The organism is Streptococcus oralis (assembly GCF_001983955.1).
Lineage (GTDB): Bacteria > Bacillota > Bacilli > Lactobacillales > Streptococcaceae > Streptococcus > Streptococcus jiangnanensis.
This window is the reverse complement of sequence record NZ_CP019562.1, coordinates 213,349-233,071: the sequence shown is the minus strand read 5'-3', so window position 1 is coordinate 233,071 and position 19,723 is coordinate 213,349. Positions and strand designations below refer to the sequence as shown.

The window sequence follows — 19,723 nt, the reverse complement described above, 5'->3', positions numbered from 1 at the left end:
TCTTACCTCCCTTTTGTTTCCAAAGACTTCTCAAGCAAACGACTCAAGCCAGAAATAACCAGGGCAATCCCCCAGTAAAGAAGTGCGACTGCCGTATAGGTTTCCAGAGAGTAGTTCCCTAAATTGCGACTGATCAAGAGATTCCCCGCTCCCATAACATCAACGAAACCAATCGTATAAGCCAAGGCAGCATCTCGCATGAGATTGAGAATAGCGGTTGTTATATTGGGAAGAGCAACTTGAAAAGCTTGGGGAAAAATGATTCTCCAAAAAGTCTGACTTGGAGTCAAACCAATACTAAGTCCGGCCTCTGTCTGCCCCTTTGGAATAGCTTGATAGGCCGCCTTGAAAACCTCGGCAACAATAGCGGCAAACAAGAGAATCATCGTCAGGAGAACAAAAATAGTTTTAGACCAGTTGTTGATATCTAAACCAAGCCACCATTTCAGAAATTCTGGCAAGCCATAAAAGACTAGAAAAAGTAAGACAATCGGCGGTGTACAACGAAGGGTAAAGATATAGCCTTTGGAAATCGCTGCAAAACTCTTGTCTTCTCCTACTTGCGCCCAGGCCAAGAGACCTCCAAAAAGGGAACCAAGAAGAGTGGTAAAAAAGAGAATGGACAAGGTCATAGGAAGTGCCTGCCATAAGGTCGGTAAAAACTGAAAGACCTTGGAAAAATCATAAGAAACCATGCAAAACCCTTTCTAGTCTTGGAATTTCTGGTCTAGTCTTTGTCTACGTAACTAAAGACATCTTCTTTGAAGTATTGCTGAGATAGCTTAGCAAGCGTGCCATCTTCTTTCAACTCTTTGATTGTTTTTTCGTATTCTTTAGCGAATTTCTCACCCTTTTCATCACGGTGAATCAAGGGATAAGTTGGAATGCCCTTGTATGGGAACCAGCTGAGTTTATCCGCATATTGGTGGTAAGGTCCATCTTCTGCAGTAACTGCTTTTTCAAAGGACAGTTTGATATCAAAGAAGGCGTCATAACGTCCTTCTAAGACCCAGGCATAGGCATCTGCCACTTTAAAGGATTCAGCTGCTGTTAGCTCAATCGGTGCATCCTGATGTTTTTCATTGTAGCTGGTGATGACATTCCATTGAGCATTCTGTGGAGAGATGGGAACCAATTTCCCTTTATTCTTAGCAAAGTCATCAATGGTTTTGTATTTCTGTTCATCTTCTTTTCTGACAGTAAATCCGATGATGCTCGCTCCGACTGGTTCAGATGGAATGACAAACTTTTTAGCTCGTTCATCTGTGTACCAAGCTCCCTTGGTTCCGATGTCATACTTGCCTGATTCCAGACCAATCAAGAGGTCGTCATCACTGGTGCCCGTATATTCAAATTTATAGTTTGCCAACTTCTCATCAACAGCCTTCAAAACAGCTACCTCATAACCATCTGATTCCCCTTTTTCATTGACAAAGTCATAAGGTACATAGTTTTGTGTATGGGCAACCTTCAAGGTTATAACTTCAGCAGAAGAAGCCGTTTCTCCATCCTTGGCTGGAGCACCAGCTAAACTTCTTCCGATAATTGTTGCCCCAATTACCGCAACAACTGCTACACCACCGATAATCCATGCTTTTTTACTCATCTTTTTCTCCTTTAGTTTTCAAGCGCTTCTCTCACCCACTGGATACGTTCAACTGCGATATCACTTGGAATGGTACAATCTGCCCCAAGTACCAAGCCCTGTTCCCCAGCTTCTGCAACTAGTTTCTTTGCCTCAGCCTGAATGGCGTCCTTGCTACCAGTATACAGCAAGCCTGTTTTGCCATTTTCAAATCCTCCAAGAACCGTACGTCCCTTGAAAATCTCACGACCTTCCTTGAGAGTGACTCCCTCTGGTCCTACAGCCCAGTTAAAGACTTGGGCTGGATAGTCTGCAAAAAGGTGAATATCATTTCGCGCTCCCTCGTATCCACAGATATGAAGAACTGTGACGCCACCAACAGCACTAGCTGCTTCCAGAACCGTTATTTCGCTAGGGGCAATGACGGCTTGATAACCTGCTGCCGACACTCGTTGATCTTGGATACTCTGCACGCTGAGGTAGATTCCATCTGCACCGGCCTCTTCGATGACAGCTCGACTGAGACTCGCAATATCTTCTGCAATCACATCCAACACCTTTTTAAGGGCTTCAGGATCTTCCACCAGAAAGTCCGCAATGAGGTCATCGCCACCAGACACTTCCCCCAGTAGCCACTTGAGATAGGTCACAGGAGCAAAAATATTGTAAATCGCAACGATATCTTCTGTAAATTCTTGCTTGATTTTCTTAACCAAGTCCACCTGCTCTTTTATCCAAGCGTGCTCTGGTCCGAGTGGTTGAATGGTTGCCAATTCTTGAAGTGATTTGCCTTTGGCAATCGCTGGATTTGGATAAGCAAAGTAGCCATCACTCATGAGTTTGATAAAGTCTGGCTGAACTTCTCGGATAAAGCGCTTATGTCCCTCAATATTCTTCTCGATAATGACTGGATTTGAGAAACCGTGCAGCCATTCGTCTTCGGATGTGAAATGGTGCCAAAAACCAACTGGCACACGATCAACCTTTTCACCTCTAAATACTTTTAAAACCCATTCTTTTTTTTCTGACATTCTTATTCTCCATTTCTTACTTTTTCAACTAATAAACTGCTTGCGATATCATTCGAGCGTAGAAAGGGGAGACTGGACTTAGAAAAATCCTGAACTCCATGACATCTCTCTCCATTTTTGCAGTGCTGATTTTTTACGACGCTTATGGCAACCAAAGCCAGCAAACCGATAACTGCAATGAAGATACCCCATCTTTTACTTTTCATAGCTCCTCCTTTTAGAGAACAGCAGCCTGTCGAATCCAGTCCAACCTCTCTAAGTCAAAGTCATCTGGAACAGTACAGTCAGCTCCCAGAAGAACGCCTTTACTACCCGCTTCAGCCAGCAACCGTCTTGTTTCATTTTGCAATTCCGCTTTGGAACCTTGATAAAGCAAGCTTTTCTTGCCATTTTCGAATCCACCTAAAACGGCCTTATCTCGGAATAACTCTTGACCCTGTGTCAAACTAACATCCTCATGATGAGTCGCCCAGTTGACCACTTGAGCTGGATAGTCCTTAAATATCGTCACATCATTGCTCGCACCTTCAAAACCACAGATATGGAGGATATTGATCCCATCAACCTGATTGGCTGCTTCCAAGATCGCTATATTGCTCGGTTCGATATAGGTTTGGTAGAGTGCTGGTGTGATGCGCTCATCTTGAATTTCCTGAGTGCTGAGGTAAATCCCGTCAACACCTCCTTGCTGGATGATTTTCTGAGTTAGGATAGCAATATCTCCTGCAATCACATCTAGAATAGCTTTGAATTGCTCAGGATTTTCAAGCAATAGGTCAGCCACTTCCCTATCTCCTCGAGAAGTTTCTGTACGGAACCAGCGCTTGAGGTAGGAGATTGGTGAAAAGATATTGTAGAAAGAAGCAATCTCTTCGGTAAAGGTCTCTCGAATCGCTTGTACCACTTGCACCTGTTGCTGAATCCATGGGTGTTCCTCACCAATCGACTCAATAAAAGTCAGCTCCTGAATGCTTGCGATCTTAGGACTATAGACATTACTTGGATAAAGGAAAAAACCGTCGCTCATAATTTTGACAAAATCAGGGCGAATCCTTTCCACATAACTACGATGTCCGTCAACACTTTTTTGAAAGATACGTGGATTGTTTAATCCCTGCCCCTTTTCTTCGAGTGTTACAAAATGAAACCAAAATCCCACAGGAACTCTTTCCACTTCATCGCCTCGAATCGCTCTAAAGACTAAATCTCTTTTACTTGCCATACCTTTCTCCTTCCATTTGGATTGAAACCATCTTACCACTCCTTTTCCCCTTTTCCCAATATATATTGACTATTAACTCGATTGGAAATTTTTATATCGATAAAGAAAAAAATCCCTGAAAAGCTTGATTTTACTAGCCTTTCAAAGATTCACTTTATTTTCATCTATTTTTCAAAAAAGTGTTGATATAGATTTTCTATCAAGCCGATTGAATTTTTTTATATCCCCTCTTTCATGGCAAAGTAAGCACGTATTTTGGGCGCCACTTGTGTGCCGAAGAGTTCAATAGCTCTCAGAACCTGATCATGTGGCATAGAACCAAGCGGTAGATGGAGCATGAAACGGTCCAAGTCTAAATCCTCAATCATGCGAATCAATTTTTCTGCTACCTGATCTGGACTTCCCACAAACATGGCACCATTTGGACCAACTTGCTCCAAATATTGCTCATAGGTCAACTCCTGCCAGTGTGGGCGGTCCTTGGAAATCGCATCCACCACTTGCTTAGTCGGATGGAAATAATCTTTTACAGCCTGTTCGCCATCCTCAGTAATCCAGCCCCAAGAATGAGCTCCCACTTTTAGGTCTTTATTCGCATGACCGGCATCCCTTCCAATCTCACGATAAGCTTGAATCAGCTTTTTAAAATAACGCGGATTACCACCAATAATGGCATAGACAATCGGCAGCCCTGCCCGAGCAATCTTCACTGTTGATTCGACATGGCCACCTGTCGCTATCCACAAGGGCAATTTGTCCTGAACTGGACGAGGATAAACTTCTTTACCAGAGATTGTTTGGGTCAATCGACCTTTCCAGTCTAGCTTGGTCTTTTCATTGACTAACTGAAGCAAGTCTAATTTCTCATCAAAAAGAGCTTCGTAGTCTTTCAAATCATAGCCAAACAGAGGGAAGGATTCCGTGAAAGAGCCCCTTCCAGCCATAATCTCCGCTCGTCCATTTGACAAAGCATCGATAGTGGCATACTGTTGGAACAACCGAATCGGGCCCATGCTCGAGAGTATGCTGACTGCACTGGTCAAACGGATGTTCTTGGTATTGACTGCCCCGGCGGCCAGAATAATCTCTGGGGCTGATACTGCAAAGTCCTCTCGATGGTGCTCACCAATCCCATACACGTCCAAACCAACCTTATCAGCCAGCTCAATCTCCGCCACCAACTGACGAATGCGTTCGGCATGACTATAAGTTTGCCCAGTTCCTTCAAGCTCCGTTGTTTCCCCAAAAGTTGAAATTCCCAATTCTACCATGGTGTCTCCTCGCTATCTCTTTTAGTTTTAGGGTATTCTATCACTAATTATTTTTACTTTCAATAAATTTGCTCATTAGAAAAAAGCCTAGATAACTAGACTTTTTTAGATTATTCTACCGTTACTGACTTAGCAAGGTTACGTGGTTTGTCCACATCGAGACCACGGTGTAGAGTTGCAAAGTAAGCGACCAATTGCGTTGGTACGACCATTGAGATTGGTGAAAGGTATGGGTGTACAGTCGTAAGGACGATATCGTCTGTGTCTTTAGCAACATTTTCTTCTGCGATAGTAAGAACCTTGGCACCACGGGCTGCGACCTCTTGGATATTTCCACGAGTGTGGTTAGCAAGGACTGGATCTGACAAGAGGGCCAAGACAGGCGTTCCTTCTTCAATCAAGGCAATGGTTCCGTGCTTGAGTTCTCCTGCCGCAAAGCCTTCACACTGGATGTAAGAAATCTCTTTGAGTTTGAGACTGGCTTCCATGGCTACATAGTAGTCTTGACCACGTCCGATGTAAAAGGCGTTGCGAGTTGTTTCAAGAAGGTCACGAACCTTGGCATCAATGGTTTCTTTCTCAGAAAGAGTTGATTCGATAGACTGAGCTACGATAGACAACTCATGAACCAGGTCAAAGGCTTGTGCTTTGGCATTGCCATTTGCTTCTCCGACAGCTTTTGCAAGGAAGGCAAGTGCTGCGATTTGCGCTGTGTAGGCCTTGGTTGAAGCTACGGCAATTTCAGGACCTGCATGAAGCAACATAGTATGGTTAGCTTCACGAGAAAGAGTTGAACCTGGCACATTTGTCACTGTCAAGCTTGGGATACCCATTTCGTTGGCTTTGACCAAAACCTGACGGCTATCCGCTGTTTCACCAGACTGACTGATAAAGATGAAAAGTGGTTTCTTGCTAAGAAGTGGCATGCCATAGCCCCACTCAGAAGAGATTCCAAGTTCAACTGGCGTATCCGTCAATTCTTCTAACATCTTCTTAGAAGCAAATCCTGCGTGGTAAGATGTCCCAGCTGCAAGAATGTAGATGCGGTCTGCATCTTGAACAGCCTTGATGATTGCTGGGTCAACCACTACTTGACCGGCCTCATCTGTGTAGGCTTGGATGAGTTTACGCATCACCGTTGGTTGCTCGTCGATTTCCTTGAGCATGTAGTAAGGATAAGTCCCCTTACCAATATCTGACAGGTCAAGTTCGGCAGTGTAGCTAGCACGCTCACGACTGTTACCATCATAGTCTTGAACTTCGACGCTATCAGCCTTGACGATTACCAACTCTTGGTCATGGATTTCCATGTATTGGTTGGTCTCACGAATCATGGCCATAGCATCTGAGCAGACCATGTTATAACCTTCCCCAAGACCAATCAAAAGTGGAGATTTGTTCTTAGCGACATAGATGACATCTGAATTTTCAGAGTCAATCAAGGCAAAGGCATAAGAACCACGAATGATGTGAAGGGCTTTTTTGAAGGCTTCAAGAACTGAAAGACCAGCTTCTTCAACAAATTTCCCAATCAAGTGAACAGCGATTTCCGTATCGGTTTGCCCCTTGAAGTGGTGACCTGCAAGGTATTCTTCCTTGATTTCAAGGTAGTTTTCAATCACTCCATTGTGCACCAAGACAAAACGTCCTGTCTCAGAGCGGTGTGGGTGAGCATTATCTTCCGTTGGTTTCCCATGAGTCGCCCAACGCGTATGTCCGATACCAGTTGTTCCCTCAACGCCAGCTGTCTTAGAAGACAATTCTGCGATACGACCGACAGCCTTAACTAGATGATTTTCAGCACCACCTAGGACAAAAATCCCCGCAGAATCATAGCCACGGTATTCGAGTTTTTCAAGCCCTTGAATCAAAATATCAGTTGCATTTGTGTTTCCAACAACACCAACAATTCCACACATAGTATATACGACACAGACCAGCTGTGCTTTCTCCTTAAATTGGTATAGTCTAATTCTCGCTTTACGGAATCAGCAAAAACAGTATATACTTGTTTTTATCACTTGTCAAGAATAAAAATTGGTATAGTTTTTCTATCTGGTATTTTATCAAGATTTCACTTGATACCTGGCAAGTCAGCATCAATTACTTATAATGAATAGAGGAGGTATTTGCCATGTGGTTTTTCTTGGCACTTGTATCTTCTCTTCCCATCTTGTCTGATTTTCCTCATGGGCACCTCCCAACTCTGCTACTACAAGGCCTTGCGGATGGGAATGCGACCGAGGTAGCTGCTGTCGATAACTTTAGTCTCGTCATAACCCTTGTTTCAGGATTTTTTCTACAAGACATCCTAACTACTAAAATAGTCGGTGATTGTAGCCTAATTACGATTGGAAGCTTGGTGAAGATCTTATAATAAAAAGTGAGATGAAGATCATCTCACTTTTTATTCTTAAAATCCATTATTGTCACTTAATTCCTTGAACCAGTGCCCTGATTTCTTCAGGCGACGTTCCTGTGTTTCCAAATCAAGCTCAACTAGACCGTAGCGGTTTTTATAGCTATTGAGCCATGACCAGCAATCAATAAAGGTCCAGATTAAGTATCCTTGACAGTTTGCTCCATCTTCAATCGCACGATGAAGTTCACGCAGATGTCCTTTGACAAAGTCAATACGATAGTCGTCCTGAATCATGCCATTCTCACGGAACTTGTCTTCCCCTTCAACACCCATGCCGTTTTCGGTCAGCAACCACTCAATATTACCATAATTTTCCTTGATATTTTGAGCGATATCATAAATCCCCTGCTCGTAGATTTCCCAACCGCGGTGAGGATTGATTTTACGGCCCGGCATGACGTAAGGTTCGTAGAAATGCTCTGGCAAAAGCGGGCTATCAGGATGTTTAGCAAAACGTGGCGCCATGACACGCAAAGGTTGGTAGTAGTTGACCCCAAGGAAGTCCACAGTATGCTCCCGAATAAGGTCCAACTCCTCAGCTGTAGAATTCGGTAACAAATCATACTCAGCTAAAATCTCTACTAACTCTTCTGGATAAGCTCCCAAGACAGACGGGTCTAGGAAAGATTGGGCTTGGAAGAGGTCGGCAATGCGAGCAGCCTTGACATCCGCGGGATGCTGGCTACGTGGGTAAGCTGGTGTCAAGTTAAGGACAATCCCAATCTTGGAATCAGGCAAAATCTCATGACAGGCCTTAACCGCAAGACTGCTAGCCAGTTGTGTATGATAGGCAACCTTAACCGCCGCATTGGCATCTACCTTGTGAGGATAATGGGCATCATAGAAATAGCCAAACTCAACAGGTACGATGGGCTCGTTAAAGGTAATCCATTGGTCCACCAAGTCACCGTAAGTCTCAAAACAAAAACGAGCATAGTCTTCATAAGCCTTGACAGTTGCCTTATTTTCCCAACCATCGCCGTCTTCTTGGAGGGCAAAAGGCAGGTCGAAGTGATAGAGATTGACTAAGAGACGAATCCCTTTGGCCTTAATAGCTTCAAAAACCTGAAGGTAGAAAGCCACCCCTTGCGGATTGACCTCTCCACGGCCTTGCGGGAAAATACGAGACCACTGAATAGAAGTTCGGAAGGCTGTATGGCCAGTCTCTACCAAAAGCTCAATATCCTTTTCCCAGTTTTCATAGAAAGTCGATGTTTTGTCTGGTCCAATCCCATTGTAGTAGCGATTGGGTTCCACCTGATACCAATAATCCCAGAGATTATCTCCTTTACCATCACCTGGCACTCGTCCTTCTGTCTGTGGTCCAGAAGTCGAGGAACCCCAGACAAAATCCTTTGGAAATTTTAGCATAGCTTTACCTCTTCGTTTACTCATTTTCCCCATTATATAGAAAAAACAAGGTAAAAACTAGTTACATTTTTGCCTTGTTTTTCTTCTGATTATAGTTTTTATTTCTTGCTTAGGATTTCAAGGGTTTCGAGCAAGTTGTCTGCGTGAACTTCGATGGTGTCACCAGTCGCCTTGATCTTGACTTCTACGATACCATCTGCCGCTTTCTTCCCAACAGTGATACGGATTGGCAACCCAATCAAGTCGCTATCGCTAAACTTCACTCCGACACGTTCGTTACGGTCATCCGTCAAGACTTCGTAACCAGCTCCTATCAAGTTGGCTTCCAGTTTATCTGTCAAGGCTTGCGCTTCTTCGTCTTTGACATTGACAGTGATCAGGTGCACATCAAATGGTGCCAATTCTTTAGGGAAGTTAACTCCCCAAGCGTAACGGTATTCCCCTTTTGGCGTTTTGTTAACAAAGAGGCGGGCGTGTTGCTCCATAACCGCAGAAAGGAGACGGCTAACACCGATACCGTAACATCCCATGATAATTGGCACAGCACGACCATTTTCATCCAAAACATCTGCACCCATGCTTGCTGAGTAGCGAGTTCCGAGTTTGAAAATATGACCGATCTCAATACCACGGGCAAAGTTAAGAACACCTTGTCCGTCAGGTGAAATTTCACCCTCACGAACTTCGCGGATATCTACATATTCTGCAGTAAAATCACGACCTGGGTTCACACCCGTCAAGTGGTAGCCATCTTCATTAGCCCCCACAACAGCATTGCGAACATCTTGCACCTTACGGTCTGCAATGATTTTCACATTTTCTGGCAAAGTAACTGGGCCAAGCGAACCAAAGCCAGCTGAGATAACATTTGCTACTTCTTCTTCGCTCGCAACATCAAAGAAATCTGCACCCAAGTGGTTTTTCAACTTGACTTCATTGAGTTGGTCATTTCCAACTAGAAGGGCTGCAACAAGCTCACCATCTGCCATGTAGAAGAGGGTTTTAATCGTTTGTTCTTCTGGGACATTTAGGAAGGCTGCCACTTCATCGATGGATTTAACACCTGGAGTTTCCACTCGAGTCACTTCTTCTTCCGCAACAACACGGTTGCTTGATTTGTACTCGTTTGTTGCCATTTCTAAGTTAGCTGCATAGCTAGACTCAGTTGAGTAGGCAATGGTGTCTTCACCAGAAACCATCCATTTGAGCAATTCCGCCTTGATTTCTTCTTGTACTTCTACAGGAATTTCATCAAATGAGGCAACTGACTTATCTAAGACAACCCAGCGGTCGAGGTCTGTACGAGCAGGTGTGATGGCCATAAATTCTTGGCTATCCTTACCACCCATGGCGCCACCATCACCGATGATGGCCTTGAAGTCCAAGCCACTACGAGTAAAAATACGTTCATAGGCTGCCTTGTACTCGTCATAAGTCACATCCAAACTATCGTAATTAGCATGGAAACTATAGCCGTCTTTCATGATAAATTCACGCGTACGGAGAAGTCCGTTACGTGGGCGTTTTTCATCACGGTACTTCGGTTGGATTTGGTAAAGGTTGAGTGGCAATTGCTTGTAAGATTTCACAGAGTCACGAACAATAGCTGTAAAAGTCTCTTCGTGTGTCGGACCTAGGATAAAGTCTGACTTTTCACGGTTTTTCAGTTTATAAAGGTCTTCACCATAGGTTTCATAACGACCTGATTCACGCCAAAGATCAGCACTGAGAAGGGCAGGAGCCAACATCTCTACCGCACCAATCTTATCAAACTCTTGGCGCATGATATTCTTAGCCTTTTCAATCACACGGTTAGCGAGTGGTAGGTAAGAATAAACACCAGCAGAAACTTGACGAACATAACCAGCACGCAACATAAGGGCGTGGCTGATAACTTGAGCATCGCTTGGCATTTCGCGAAGCGTTGGGATTAGCATTTTACTTTGTTTCATAATATTCCTCGATTATCTAAAAGAAGAGTCGCATAATGTCATTCCAGGTCACAGCTAGCATCAAGACAACCATGATAACTACACCAGCCATGGTGACATAGGTTTCAATTTCTTGTTTAAGGGGTTTCCGGCGGATAGCCTCTAGGATATTGAGTACAATCTTTCCACCATCCAAAGCCGGGATCGGAATCAAATTAAAAATTCCGATATTGATGGAAATCATAGCTAGGAAATAGAGGACATTCTCAATTCCATTTTTAGCAGCATCGCTACTTGCCTTAAAAATAGCAACGGGACCACCGAGTTTGTTCAAATCTGGATGGAAAATCAAGTTTTTCAGAGCCGAAAGGATACGGAGCCCTGAATCAGCAGCGGTTGTAAATCCACCAACAAACATGGATAGAAAGTCTGACTTGACTCCCGGTTGAACCCCAAGAATATAGCGTCCTTGATTTTCTTCTGGTGTCACAGTAACTTGCTTTTCGCTACCATTTTCAGAAATGGTCACATCCAAGGTCGGGGCAGTCTTGTCCTTGGTATCTGCTTCCACAGCCTGGGTCAAGTCTTGCCAATTCTTAACCTCATGCGAGCCGACCTTGGTGATTTGAGCTGTCTCAGCTACACCTACCTTAGCCAAAGCTCCCTCTGGCATGACATGAAAGAGATTTGTCTGAGTATCTCTAACACCGCCCTGCAAAAAGATCAAGATCCAAAAAACAACAACACCTAAGATAAAGTTATTCATAGGACCTGCAAAGTTGGTGATGAGCTTGCCCCAGATAGAAGCATTTTGATACTGTACATCCAAAGGAGCGATGCGCACTTCGGTTCCGTCTTCTTCAACAACCGTTGCATCGTGATCTACTGCAAAAATCTTTTCTTCTTCCAAGACCAAACCCTTGATAAAGAGCTTGTCTTCAAAGTCAAACTGGGTTACCTGCATAGGAAAAGCCGTTTGATCCAGTTTCTTCCCTGAGAGGTTGATCCGTTTGACCTTACCATCATCAGCAAGTGTTAAACTGACTGGAGTTCCTGTCTTGATTTCTGTCGCATCATCACCCCAGCCTGCCATACGAACATAGCCTCCTAGAGGAAGGATTCGAATGGTATAAGCAGTGCCATCCTTACCGATATGGGAAAAAATCTTGGGCCCCATACCAATGGCAAATTCACGAACTAGAATGCCTGATTTCTTGGCAAAATAAAAATGTCCAAACTCATGCACCACCACAATAATCCCAAAAACGAGGATAAAGGTTAGCAATCCAATCATTCAATATTCCTTTCTTTAAAACAGGCCAAATAAGTGCATCATTGGAAACACAATCAGCATGCTGTCAAAGCGATCCAACACACCGCCATGTCCAGGGATAAATTTGCCAGAATCCTTGACACCGAAATGGCGTTTCATGGCACTTTCAATCAAGTCACCAAACTGACCGGCCACACTGAAGAAGGCAGCAAAGAGACTCATTCTATAAATCCCATAAGGAAGAGCAACTGTGCTGTCCACTAACATGAAAATCACTGTTATCAGTACCGCACCTAGAATACCACCGACAAAGCCCTCAATACTCTTATTAGGAGAAACTCTCGGAGCCAACTTATGTTTACCAAAATTCATCCCTGTCAGGTAGGCTGCGCTATCTGTCGCCCAAACGATAAAAAGGGCCAAAAGTACCTTGTCAAAACCTGCCACCCGAGCATCTAGTAAGGCATTGAAGCCAAAACCAACATAAAAACTCACAGCAATTGGAAAAGCGGCATCTTCAATCGTATAGTTTTTACTGAAAACGGTCGTCCCTAGCATTATGGTAATCAGAACACTATAGGCAACCACATTTCCATCAACAGGCAAAAAAGTTAGGTAATTTTCTAAAGGAACTGTGAGAGCGAAGGTCGCAAAAAGAGTCAAAGCACCCTCAATGGTCATAGTCTTTAGTCCCTTCATATGCAAGAGTTCATGGACGCCTAGCATCGCTAACAAGCCAATCCCTATCTGCAACAAGAGCCCTCCCGCAAACAAGACTGGAAGGAAAATCGCCAGGGCCAATACCGCAAACAATGTTCTCTTTTGTAAATCCTTGGTCATATCTTCTCCTAAACTCCTCCAAAACGGCGATTGCGATGGTTAAAAGCAGCAATAGCTTCCTGCAAGGCGGCTTCATCAAAATCAGGCCACAAGGTATCCGTAAAATAAAGCTCGCTATATGCTGCTTGCCATGGCAAGAAATTACTCAAACGCAACTCACCACTCGTGCGGATAATCAAGTCCGGATCTCGCAAATCCTTTGGCAGGTGTTGCGTGAAAAGATAGTCTCCAATCATATCTTCTGTGATGTCACCAGGGTTGATTTTAGCATCTAGAACATCTTGAGCCAAGCCCTTAAGAGCCTGCGTAATTTCAGCACGGCCACCATAGTTAAGCGCAAAATTGAGAATCAAGCCCGTATTGTTCTTGGTCAATTCCTCTGCTTTTTTCAAAGCTTCAAAAGTCGGCTTAGGCAAACGGTCTGTCTCCCCAATCATCTGAATCTTAACGTTATTTGCATGCAATTCAGGGACGTAGTTATCATAAAATTCGACTGGCAAGTTCATGATAAACTTGACTTCTTGATCTGGGCGTGTCCAATTTTCCGTTGAAAAGGCATAAACCGTGATGACCTTAACTCCCATCTTGTTAGCTGCCTTGGTCACTTTTTGGAGGGCTTCCATCCCCGCCTTATGACCAAAAACCCGTGGTTGCATCCGTTTTTTAGCCCAGCGGCCATTCCCATCCATGATGATGCCAATATGAGCAGGAACCTGTGTTGGAACCTCGACTTCTACAGCTTTATCTTTCTTAAAAAATCCAAACATGTTCTTATTCCTATTCAAAAATCTATCGTTTCATTATACCATATTTCCCTATTTTCTTCTATTGCTAAGTTACTGCCCCTGCTTGCAGGCAAACAAAAAATAAGCCGCCTGATTGGGCGACTTTATTTTATAGGGAGATTATTATGAAAAAGTTTTAGGAGTTTAAGTTAAGTTCCTCTTAACTTATGAACCTAGTATACCGCCCCTAACTTAAATTTTTCTTAAGTTTTTTGAGAAAGTGAGATTTTTCCATTTTTCTTGCCAATTTTTCTTGGACAATCGCTCTTGATAGAGTTTCATTCGGTCTTCATTATCTAAAAAATGAGGAGTCGGGGAAACTTGAAACTTTAAAATATCCTCTAAACCATAGGGGGCAAAGAGTTCTAAAGTGGAATCTTCATTCAAGCAAAGACCTACCGCCGTGCAGCGCTCGGGATACTTACTCATAGCATCACGGGAACTGGTATAGGGTGCAGTGTGAGAACTGTGCAGATGCATGTAGACCTGATTTTTCAACTCCCACTGATACTGGGGGAAGTCCTCTCTCAGCTTGTTCTCTAGGGATACTGTTTCCTCATAAGAAACATCTGGATCAAAGAAAATGACGTCCACATCCGTTTCACGGTCAAAAGGCGATTTGTCTGACAAGAGATTCCAGATAAAATTCCTGACAGAACCTGCAGTCAACCAAGAATCTTTCAGACCAAGGTTACGGATGATGGTCAGAATAGCCATCATATCAGGATTTTCTCTAACACTATCTAGGACTTCTTGCTCATTTTTCACTGTATTCATAGCCCAAATGTTCATAAGCCTTGGCTGTCGCCACCCGTCCAGACCGTGTCCGCATGATAAAACCTTTTTGGATGAGGTAGGGCTCATACATGTCCTCCACCGTCTCACGCTCCTCGGCAATATTAACAGAAAGAGTTCCTAGACCGACAGGACCCCCACCGTACATCTCAATCATGGTACGAAGGATTTTTTGGTCCACATAGTCCAACCCTTCACGGTCTACATCCAGCATAGTCAAGGCCTTATCCGTAATGACATCATCGATTAATCCATCCCCCATAATCTGGGCAAAGTCGCGCACGCGCTTGAGGAGACGATTGGCGATACGAGGAGTTCCTCGACTGCGCAAGGCCAGCTCAGCAGCTGCCTCATGAGTGATTTCCATCTCAAAAATATCTGCCGTTCGTTCAACAATTTCCGTCAAGTCAGCGTGGGCATAGTATTCCATATGACCTGTAATCCCAAAACGTGCCCGCAGAGGATTTGAAAGCATCCCTGCTCGTGTCGTCGCCCCAATCAAGGTAAAAGGTGGCAAATCTAGATGGACACTGCGACTGCCTTCACCAGCCCCAATCATGATATCAATGTAGAAGTCCTCCATTGCACTGTAAAGCACCTCTTCCACCGACATGGGCAAGCGATGAATCTCGTCGATAAAGAGGACATCTCCCGGCTCCAAATCATTTAAAATCGCTACCAAGTCACCCGCCTTTTCAATGACAGGACCAGACGTTTGCTTGAGGTTGACTCCCAGTTCATTGGCAATGACAAAAGCCATGGTTGTTTTCCCAAGTCCTGGAGGGCCAAACAAAAGAACATGATCCAGCGCCTCATCCCGCATTTTTGCGGCTTCGATAAATATTTGTAGCTGATCCTTGACCTTGTCCTGACCTATATATTCACGTAAATATTGGGGACGGAGGGTACGTTCTACCAACTCCTCATCACCCATGATTTCATTATCTAAAATTCTACTCATGTTCCTATTATAGCAAAAATCCAGCCTACAAACAAAAAAGCCACCTGATTGGGTGGCTTCTTTAGGGAGATTATTATGAAAAAGAAAAGTTTAGGATTTCATTAAATAAAGTTAGGAGGTCTTTATTTAACGATTATATAATACAAGATGAATCTTAAAGCTAACTTAACTTTTCTCTGATTTATTATTTTTTTAAATTTTTTTCCAAATGAAATTTTCTTTTTCAAGCAACAAAAAAGCCACCTGATCGGGCGGCTTCTTTAGGAGATTATGATGAAAAAGAAAAGTTTGAGATTTCATTAAATAAAGGGTACTCAATGAAAATCGAAATCAGACTAGGCAGATAGACTCAAGCATAACGATAGATAGCTAAGTCGACTCTAACGAAGGTTGATGAGATTTTCGAAGAGTATTAGGAGGTCTTTATCTAATAACTATATAATACACGAGGAGACTTAAACTTTACTTAAGAAAAAATATTTTTTTATCTTTTTCTATCCACCAAAATCATTCCTGTACAATCATAAGTAGATAAGGTTTCAAATCCCAGAGAACGATAGAATCCCAAGTTTTTTTCTGTCTGATCGGTCACTAGTTGGACTTGATAGGCATCTTTGTAATCACCTAAAGCCTCTTTCATTAAGGCACTGCCAATCCCTTGGCGCTGATAGCTCGGCAAAACGATCAAATCCTGGACAAAAATCGATGAAAAACCATCTCCGACCAAACGGACCAAGCCCACTACGGCATCGCCATCAAGTGCTAGATAAATCGCTAATGAGTGAGACAAGGCTTTCTTCAACATCTGAGGTTGATGTGTATATTTTGTCCATCCAACTGCCTGATAGAGATGCAAAACATCCTCTAGCTTGACAATTTCTTGCCTTCTAATAGTCATCATCTCAATACCTCTCAGAATTCTCTTAAGCTCTTGTACTGCCGTCCATTTTTATCAAAATTTTCAGGAGCCAACCATGTTTCTAAACGAGCTTTGACTTGAGGCCAGTCCTTATCAATCATAGACAACCAATCCGTATCTCTCGTACGCCCCTTATAAACGACTGCCTGACGGAAGGTTCCTTCATAGACAAAGCCCAAACGCTCCGCGGCTCGTCTTGATGGGATATTTAGAGAATCACATTTCCACTCATAGCGACGATAGTTAAGCTCCTCAAAAACATAGCGAGCTAGGAGATATTGACCCTCTGTCCCTATACGTGTTCCCCTGAGTTCTGGAGAAAAAGTGACAGCTCCCACTTCTATCACTCGGTTATTCTGATCAATGCGCATGAGAGAAAAAGTTCCCAAGGCCTTACCAGTTGCCTTGTCTACAATCGCATAGTAAAAGCGATCCTTACGAGCCAACATCTGATTTAAAAGGCTAACCAACTCCTCCATATCTGCCACTGGTTCCTGAAAGAGATAGGTCCACATCTCCCGAGGAGTATCCGGACCATAAACAGCTAGCAAATCCTCCGCATGCTTTTCCACTGAAAGAGCCTCTATCCGAGCATAACGCCCTTCTAAGAAATCAATAGAAGGCAATTCACCAGATGTATAACCTTCCATTGACTCGCCAATCATCTGACCATATTCGTTTACTGGCATTGTTTTCTCCTTGATTCACTTTTCAAACTTTATAATTGCACATAGTATATCATACTTTCATGAAAAAATTCAAAAAATCCTCCAGATTCTACTCTGAAGGATTCCTATCTTATTTCACAACAATATTAACGAGTTTATTAGGTACCGCAATCACCTTCACGATTTCCTTGCTGTCAATTTCTGCTTTAACTTTTTCGTCAGCGAGAGCAATTTCTTGCAATTCTTCACGTGATAGGTCTTTAGCGACCATGAGTTTGGCACGGACTTTTCCTTTGATTTGAACCACGATTTCGATTTCGTCTTCAACCAATTTGCTTTCGTCCCAAGTTGGCCAAGCCACGTAAGAGATGGACTCACCTGTTGCTGTAACTGTTTGCCAGAGTTCTTCTGCCAAGTGAGGTGCAAATGGGGCAATCAATTGGATAAAGCCTTTGGCATAGTCCACATAGAGTTCGTCTTCCTTGTTGGCAGCGTTGACAAAGACCATAAGTTGGGCAATGGCTGTGTTGAATTTCATGGACTCGATTTGCTCAGTGACAGCTTTGACTGTTTCATTGTAAACCTTGTCAAGAGCACCATTATTTTCCGCAACGATTTCTTTACTTGTAATCAAACGGTATACACGGTCTAGGAACTTACGGCTTCCTTCCAGACCTTCTTCTGACCAAGCGATGGAAGCATCGAGTGGCCCCATGAACATTTCATAGACGCGAAGGGTATCGGCACCGTATTGTTCCACCACATCGTCTGGATTGACAACGTTCTTGAGCGATTTAGACATCTTGGCTGGTGCTTGCTCCAGTTCTTCTCCTGTTTCCACATGGAAGAAAGAACCGTCACGTTTTTCAACCTTGTCAGTCGCTACAAGAGCTCCACGGTGGTCACGGTAGCTTGTTCCCAAAATCATCCCTTGGTTAAAGAGTTTTTGGAATGGTTCCTTAGTCGGAACAACACCGAGGTCATAGAGGAATTTGTGCCAGAAACGAGCGTAGAGCAAATGAAGTACAGCATGCTCTGCACCACCCACGTAGATATCCACTGGCAACCATTGTTTGAGGAGATCCTCGTCGGCCAATTTTTCTGTGTTGTGTGGGTCGATATAGCGGAGGTAGTACCAGCTTGAACCTGCCCATTGTGGCATAGTGTTTGTTTCACGACGACCTTTGACGCCATCTTCACGCGTCACTTCCAACCAGTCAGTCAAGTTAGCCAACGGGCTTTCACCAGTACCTGAAGGGCGAATATCCTTGGTTACTGGCAAGACAAGTGGTAATTCACTTTCTGGAACAGCTGTTGAAGTCCCATCTTCCCAATGAATGATTGGAATTGGCTCACCCCAGTAACGTTGACGACTAAAGAGCCAGTCGCGGAGACGATAGGTGACCTTCTCTTGTCCACAACCTTTTTCTTCCAGCCAAGCCACAATCTTAGCAATAGCATCTTCTTTGTTAAGGCCATCTAGGAAGTCTGAATTGACATGAAGACCGTCTTCTGTGTAGGCAGCTTCTGCTACATTACCACCTTCAAGTACTTCTACGATTGGAAGGTCAAATTGTTTGGCAAATTCCCAGTCACGTTGGTCGTGGGCTGGCACAGCCATAACGGCACCTGTTCCATAGCTAGCAAGAACATAGTCGGCAATCCAGATTGGAATTTCCTTGCCATTGACAGGGTTGATGGCATAAGCGCCCGTCCAAACCCCTGTTTTTTCCTTGGCTAGATCGGTACGAGCCAAGTCAGACTTGAGACTAGCTTGGTGTTTGTAGTCTGCAACTGCATCAGCTTGCTCTGGACTTGTGATAGCGTCAACCAAGTCATGCTCAGGAGCCAAGACTGTGAAGGTCGCACCGAAAAGAGTATCAGGACGAGTGGTAAAGACGGTGAATTCCTTGTCAGTCCCTTTCACTTTGAAAGTTACATTGGCACCAGTTGATTTCCCAATCCAGTTGCGTTGCATATCCTTGATAGATTCTGGCCAATCCAACTCATCCAAGTCATTAAGCAATCGCTCTGCATAGGCCGTGATTTTAAGCATCCATTGACGCATCGGTTTGCGGACAACGGGATAGCCCCCACGTTCAGAAGTTCCGTCAGGAAGTACTTCTTCATTAGCGATGGCTGTTCCCAACTCTTCAACCCAGTTTACTGGCACTTCCGCTTCATAAGCTAAGCCTTTTTCGTAAAGCTTGGTGAAGATCCACTGCGTCCACTTGTAGTAGTTTGGATCTGTTGTGTTGACTTCACGATCCCAGTCGTAAGAGAAGCCAAGCGCATTGATTTGACGTTTGAAGTTGGCAATGTTTTCCGCTGTGAATTCTGCTGGGTCATTCCCCGTATCCATAGCGTATTGCTCTGCAGGCAAACCAAAAGCATCCCATCCCATTGGGTGAAGGACATTGTAGCCTTGCGCACGTTTGTAACGGCTGAGGATATCGGTTGCTGTATAACCTTCTGGGTGTCCTACATGCAATCCAGCTCCTGAAGGATATGGGAACATATCGAGAGCATAAAACTTCGGTTTTGATGCATCTGTTCCTGTCTTAAATGTATGATGTTCTGCCCAGTAGCCCTGCCACTTAGGTTCAATTTCCTTATGATTGTAAAAACTCATGCTATTTCTCCAATTTT

Annotated in this window: 18 protein-coding genes; 1 reads left to right on the top strand and 17 read right to left on the bottom strand. The window is 43.8% G+C overall.

All coding sequences use genetic code 11. The annotated features are described in order from the left end of the window. Window positions 1–2: 2 nt before the first annotated feature. The 7 genes from BWR56_RS01215 to glmS all read right to left on the bottom strand — a co-directional run bounded on the left by BWR56_RS01215 (window position 3) and on the right by glmS (window position 7,028). Entirely contained in the window at window positions 3–695 is a 693-nt protein-coding gene (locus tag BWR56_RS01215; protein WP_076984296.1) for an amino acid ABC transporter permease, read from the bottom strand. A gap of 32 nt (window positions 696–727) precedes the next feature. Then, window positions 728–1,606, bottom strand: a complete 879-nt coding sequence (locus tag BWR56_RS01210; protein ID WP_076984295.1) for a transporter substrate-binding domain-containing protein — start codon at window positions 1,604–1,606, stop codon at window positions 728–730. Window positions 1,607–1,617: 11 nt separating this feature from the next. Continuing rightward, window positions 1,618–2,616 carry a uroporphyrinogen decarboxylase family protein gene (locus BWR56_RS01205; RefSeq protein ID WP_076984294.1) on the bottom strand — a complete coding sequence of 333 codons (999 nt, stop codon included), beginning with the start codon at window positions 2,614–2,616 and terminating at the stop codon, window positions 1,618–1,620. Between the two features lie 2 nt (window positions 2,617–2,618). After that, window positions 2,619–2,822 carry a hypothetical protein gene (locus BWR56_RS01200; protein ID WP_000837732.1) on the bottom strand — a complete coding sequence of 68 codons (204 nt, stop codon included), beginning with the start codon at window positions 2,820–2,822 and terminating at the stop codon, window positions 2,619–2,621. An 11-nt stretch (window positions 2,823–2,833) separates the two neighbouring features. Continuing rightward, complete coding sequence (locus BWR56_RS01195; protein ID WP_076984293.1) at window positions 2,834–3,838, bottom strand: uroporphyrinogen decarboxylase family protein; 1,005 nt, start codon at window positions 3,836–3,838, stop codon at window positions 2,834–2,836. Window positions 3,839–4,056: 218 nt separating this feature from the next. Then, window positions 4,057–5,109, bottom strand: coding sequence for an LLM class flavin-dependent oxidoreductase (locus tag BWR56_RS01190; RefSeq protein ID WP_076984292.1), 1,053 nt, complete (start codon window positions 5,107–5,109; stop codon window positions 4,057–4,059). A 110-nt stretch (window positions 5,110–5,219) separates the two neighbouring features. Beyond that, window positions 5,220–7,028, bottom strand: coding sequence for a glutamine--fructose-6-phosphate transaminase (isomerizing) (glmS, locus tag BWR56_RS01185; RefSeq protein WP_076984291.1), 1,809 nt, complete (start codon window positions 7,026–7,028; stop codon window positions 5,220–5,222). A gap of 215 nt (window positions 7,029–7,243) precedes the next feature. Here glmS and BWR56_RS01180 point away from each other — a divergent pair, with 215 nt between their 5' ends. Continuing rightward, window positions 7,244–7,486: a hypothetical protein gene (locus tag BWR56_RS01180; protein ID WP_231110162.1), complete on the top strand. Its 243-nt coding sequence runs from the start codon at window positions 7,244–7,246 to the stop codon at window positions 7,484–7,486. A gap of 36 nt (window positions 7,487–7,522) precedes the next feature. Here BWR56_RS01180 and BWR56_RS01175 read toward each other — a convergent pair whose 3' ends face one another. The 10 genes from BWR56_RS01175 to leuS form a co-directional block, all read right to left on the bottom strand. Further along, window positions 7,523–8,902 (bottom strand): glycoside hydrolase family 1 protein, encoded by a 1,380-nt coding sequence (locus BWR56_RS01175; RefSeq protein WP_076984290.1) that lies wholly within the window; start codon window positions 8,900–8,902, stop codon window positions 7,523–7,525. Window positions 8,903–9,000: 98 nt separating this feature from the next. After that, window positions 9,001–10,854, bottom strand: a complete 1,854-nt coding sequence (locus tag BWR56_RS01170; protein WP_076984289.1) for a proline--tRNA ligase — start codon at window positions 10,852–10,854, stop codon at window positions 9,001–9,003. Window positions 10,855–10,870: 16 nt separating this feature from the next. Continuing rightward, window positions 10,871–12,127, bottom strand: coding sequence for an RIP metalloprotease RseP (rseP, locus tag BWR56_RS01165; RefSeq protein WP_076984288.1), 1,257 nt, complete (start codon window positions 12,125–12,127; stop codon window positions 10,871–10,873). 15 nt (window positions 12,128–12,142) lie between these two features. Then, entirely contained in the window at window positions 12,143–12,946 is an 804-nt protein-coding gene (locus BWR56_RS01160) for a phosphatidate cytidylyltransferase (protein ID WP_000159119.1), read from the bottom strand. 8 nt (window positions 12,947–12,954) lie between these two features. Then, on the bottom strand, window positions 12,955–13,713 hold the full coding sequence (locus tag BWR56_RS01155; protein WP_000466705.1) for an isoprenyl transferase: 759 nt from the start codon (window positions 13,711–13,713) through the stop codon (window positions 12,955–12,957). 210 nt (window positions 13,714–13,923) lie between these two features. Continuing rightward, window positions 13,924–14,508, bottom strand: coding sequence for a nucleotidyltransferase family protein (locus BWR56_RS01150; protein ID WP_076984287.1), 585 nt, complete (start codon window positions 14,506–14,508; stop codon window positions 13,924–13,926). Continuing rightward, window positions 14,489–15,487 carry a Holliday junction branch migration DNA helicase RuvB gene (gene ruvB, locus BWR56_RS01145; RefSeq protein ID WP_000086801.1) on the bottom strand — a complete coding sequence of 333 codons (999 nt, stop codon included), beginning with the start codon at window positions 15,485–15,487 and terminating at the stop codon, window positions 14,489–14,491. The genes BWR56_RS01150 and ruvB overlap by 20 nt, the downstream gene beginning before the upstream one ends. Before the next feature lie 484 nt (window positions 15,488–15,971). Beyond that, window positions 15,972–16,388 carry a GNAT family N-acetyltransferase gene (locus BWR56_RS01140; RefSeq protein ID WP_049505480.1) on the bottom strand — a complete coding sequence of 139 codons (417 nt, stop codon included), beginning with the start codon at window positions 16,386–16,388 and terminating at the stop codon, window positions 15,972–15,974. Window positions 16,389–16,399: 11 nt separating this feature from the next. Next, window positions 16,400–17,095: a GNAT family N-acetyltransferase gene (locus BWR56_RS01135; protein ID WP_049505481.1), complete on the bottom strand. Its 696-nt coding sequence runs from the start codon at window positions 17,093–17,095 to the stop codon at window positions 16,400–16,402. Between the two features lie 109 nt (window positions 17,096–17,204). Next, the gene (gene leuS, locus BWR56_RS01130; RefSeq protein WP_076984286.1) at window positions 17,205–19,706 is read right to left on the bottom strand and encodes a leucine--tRNA ligase; all 2,502 of its coding nucleotides are present in this window, start codon (window positions 19,704–19,706) and stop codon (window positions 17,205–17,207) included. Between the last annotated feature and the right edge of the window lie 17 nt (window positions 19,707–19,723).

Coding starts and splice junctions, on each gene's coding strand:
- glmS (WP_076984291.1), bottom strand. CDS start 7,028: ATGTGTGGAATTGTTGGTGTTGTTGGAAACACAAATGCAACTGATATT.
- ruvB (WP_000086801.1), bottom strand. CDS start 15,487: ATGAGTAGAATTTTAGATAATGAAATCATGGGTGATGAGGAGTTGGTA.
- BWR56_RS01170 (WP_076984289.1), bottom strand. CDS start 10,854: ATGAAACAAAGTAAAATGCTAATCCCAACGCTTCGCGAAATGCCAAGC.
- BWR56_RS01175 (WP_076984290.1), bottom strand. CDS start 8,902: ATGCTAAAATTTCCAAAGGATTTTGTCTGGGGTTCCTCGACTTCTGGA.
- leuS (WP_076984286.1), bottom strand. CDS start 19,706: ATGAGTTTTTACAATCATAAGGAAATTGAACCTAAGTGGCAGGGCTAC.
- BWR56_RS01190 (WP_076984292.1), bottom strand. CDS start 5,109: ATGGTAGAATTGGGAATTTCAACTTTTGGGGAAACAACGGAGCTTGAA.
- BWR56_RS01180 (WP_231110162.1), top strand. CDS start 7,244: ATGTGGTTTTTCTTGGCACTTGTATCTTCTCTTCCCATCTTGTCTGAT.
- BWR56_RS01205 (WP_076984294.1), bottom strand. CDS start 2,616: ATGTCAGAAAAAAAAGAATGGGTTTTAAAAGTATTTAGAGGTGAAAAG.
- BWR56_RS01210 (WP_076984295.1), bottom strand. CDS start 1,606: ATGAGTAAAAAAGCATGGATTATCGGTGGTGTAGCAGTTGTTGCGGTA.
- BWR56_RS01215 (WP_076984296.1), bottom strand. CDS start 695: ATGGTTTCTTATGATTTTTCCAAGGTCTTTCAGTTTTTACCGACCTTA.
- BWR56_RS01140 (WP_049505480.1), bottom strand. CDS start 16,388: ATGATGACTATTAGAAGGCAAGAAATTGTCAAGCTAGAGGATGTTTTG.
- BWR56_RS01160 (WP_000159119.1), bottom strand. CDS start 12,946: ATGACCAAGGATTTACAAAAGAGAACATTGTTTGCGGTATTGGCCCTG.
- BWR56_RS01155 (WP_000466705.1), bottom strand. CDS start 13,713: ATGTTTGGATTTTTTAAGAAAGATAAAGCTGTAGAAGTCGAGGTTCCA.
- BWR56_RS01150 (WP_076984287.1), bottom strand. CDS start 14,508: ATGAATACAGTGAAAAATGAGCAAGAAGTCCTAGATAGTGTTAGAGAA.
- BWR56_RS01195 (WP_076984293.1), bottom strand. CDS start 3,838: ATGGCAAGTAAAAGAGATTTAGTCTTTAGAGCGATTCGAGGCGATGAA.
- BWR56_RS01200 (WP_000837732.1), bottom strand. CDS start 2,822: ATGAAAAGTAAAAGATGGGGTATCTTCATTGCAGTTATCGGTTTGCTG.
- BWR56_RS01135 (WP_049505481.1), bottom strand. CDS start 17,095: ATGCCAGTAAACGAATATGGTCAGATGATTGGCGAGTCAATGGAAGGT.
- rseP (WP_076984288.1), bottom strand. CDS start 12,127: ATGATTGGATTGCTAACCTTTATCCTCGTTTTTGGGATTATTGTGGTG.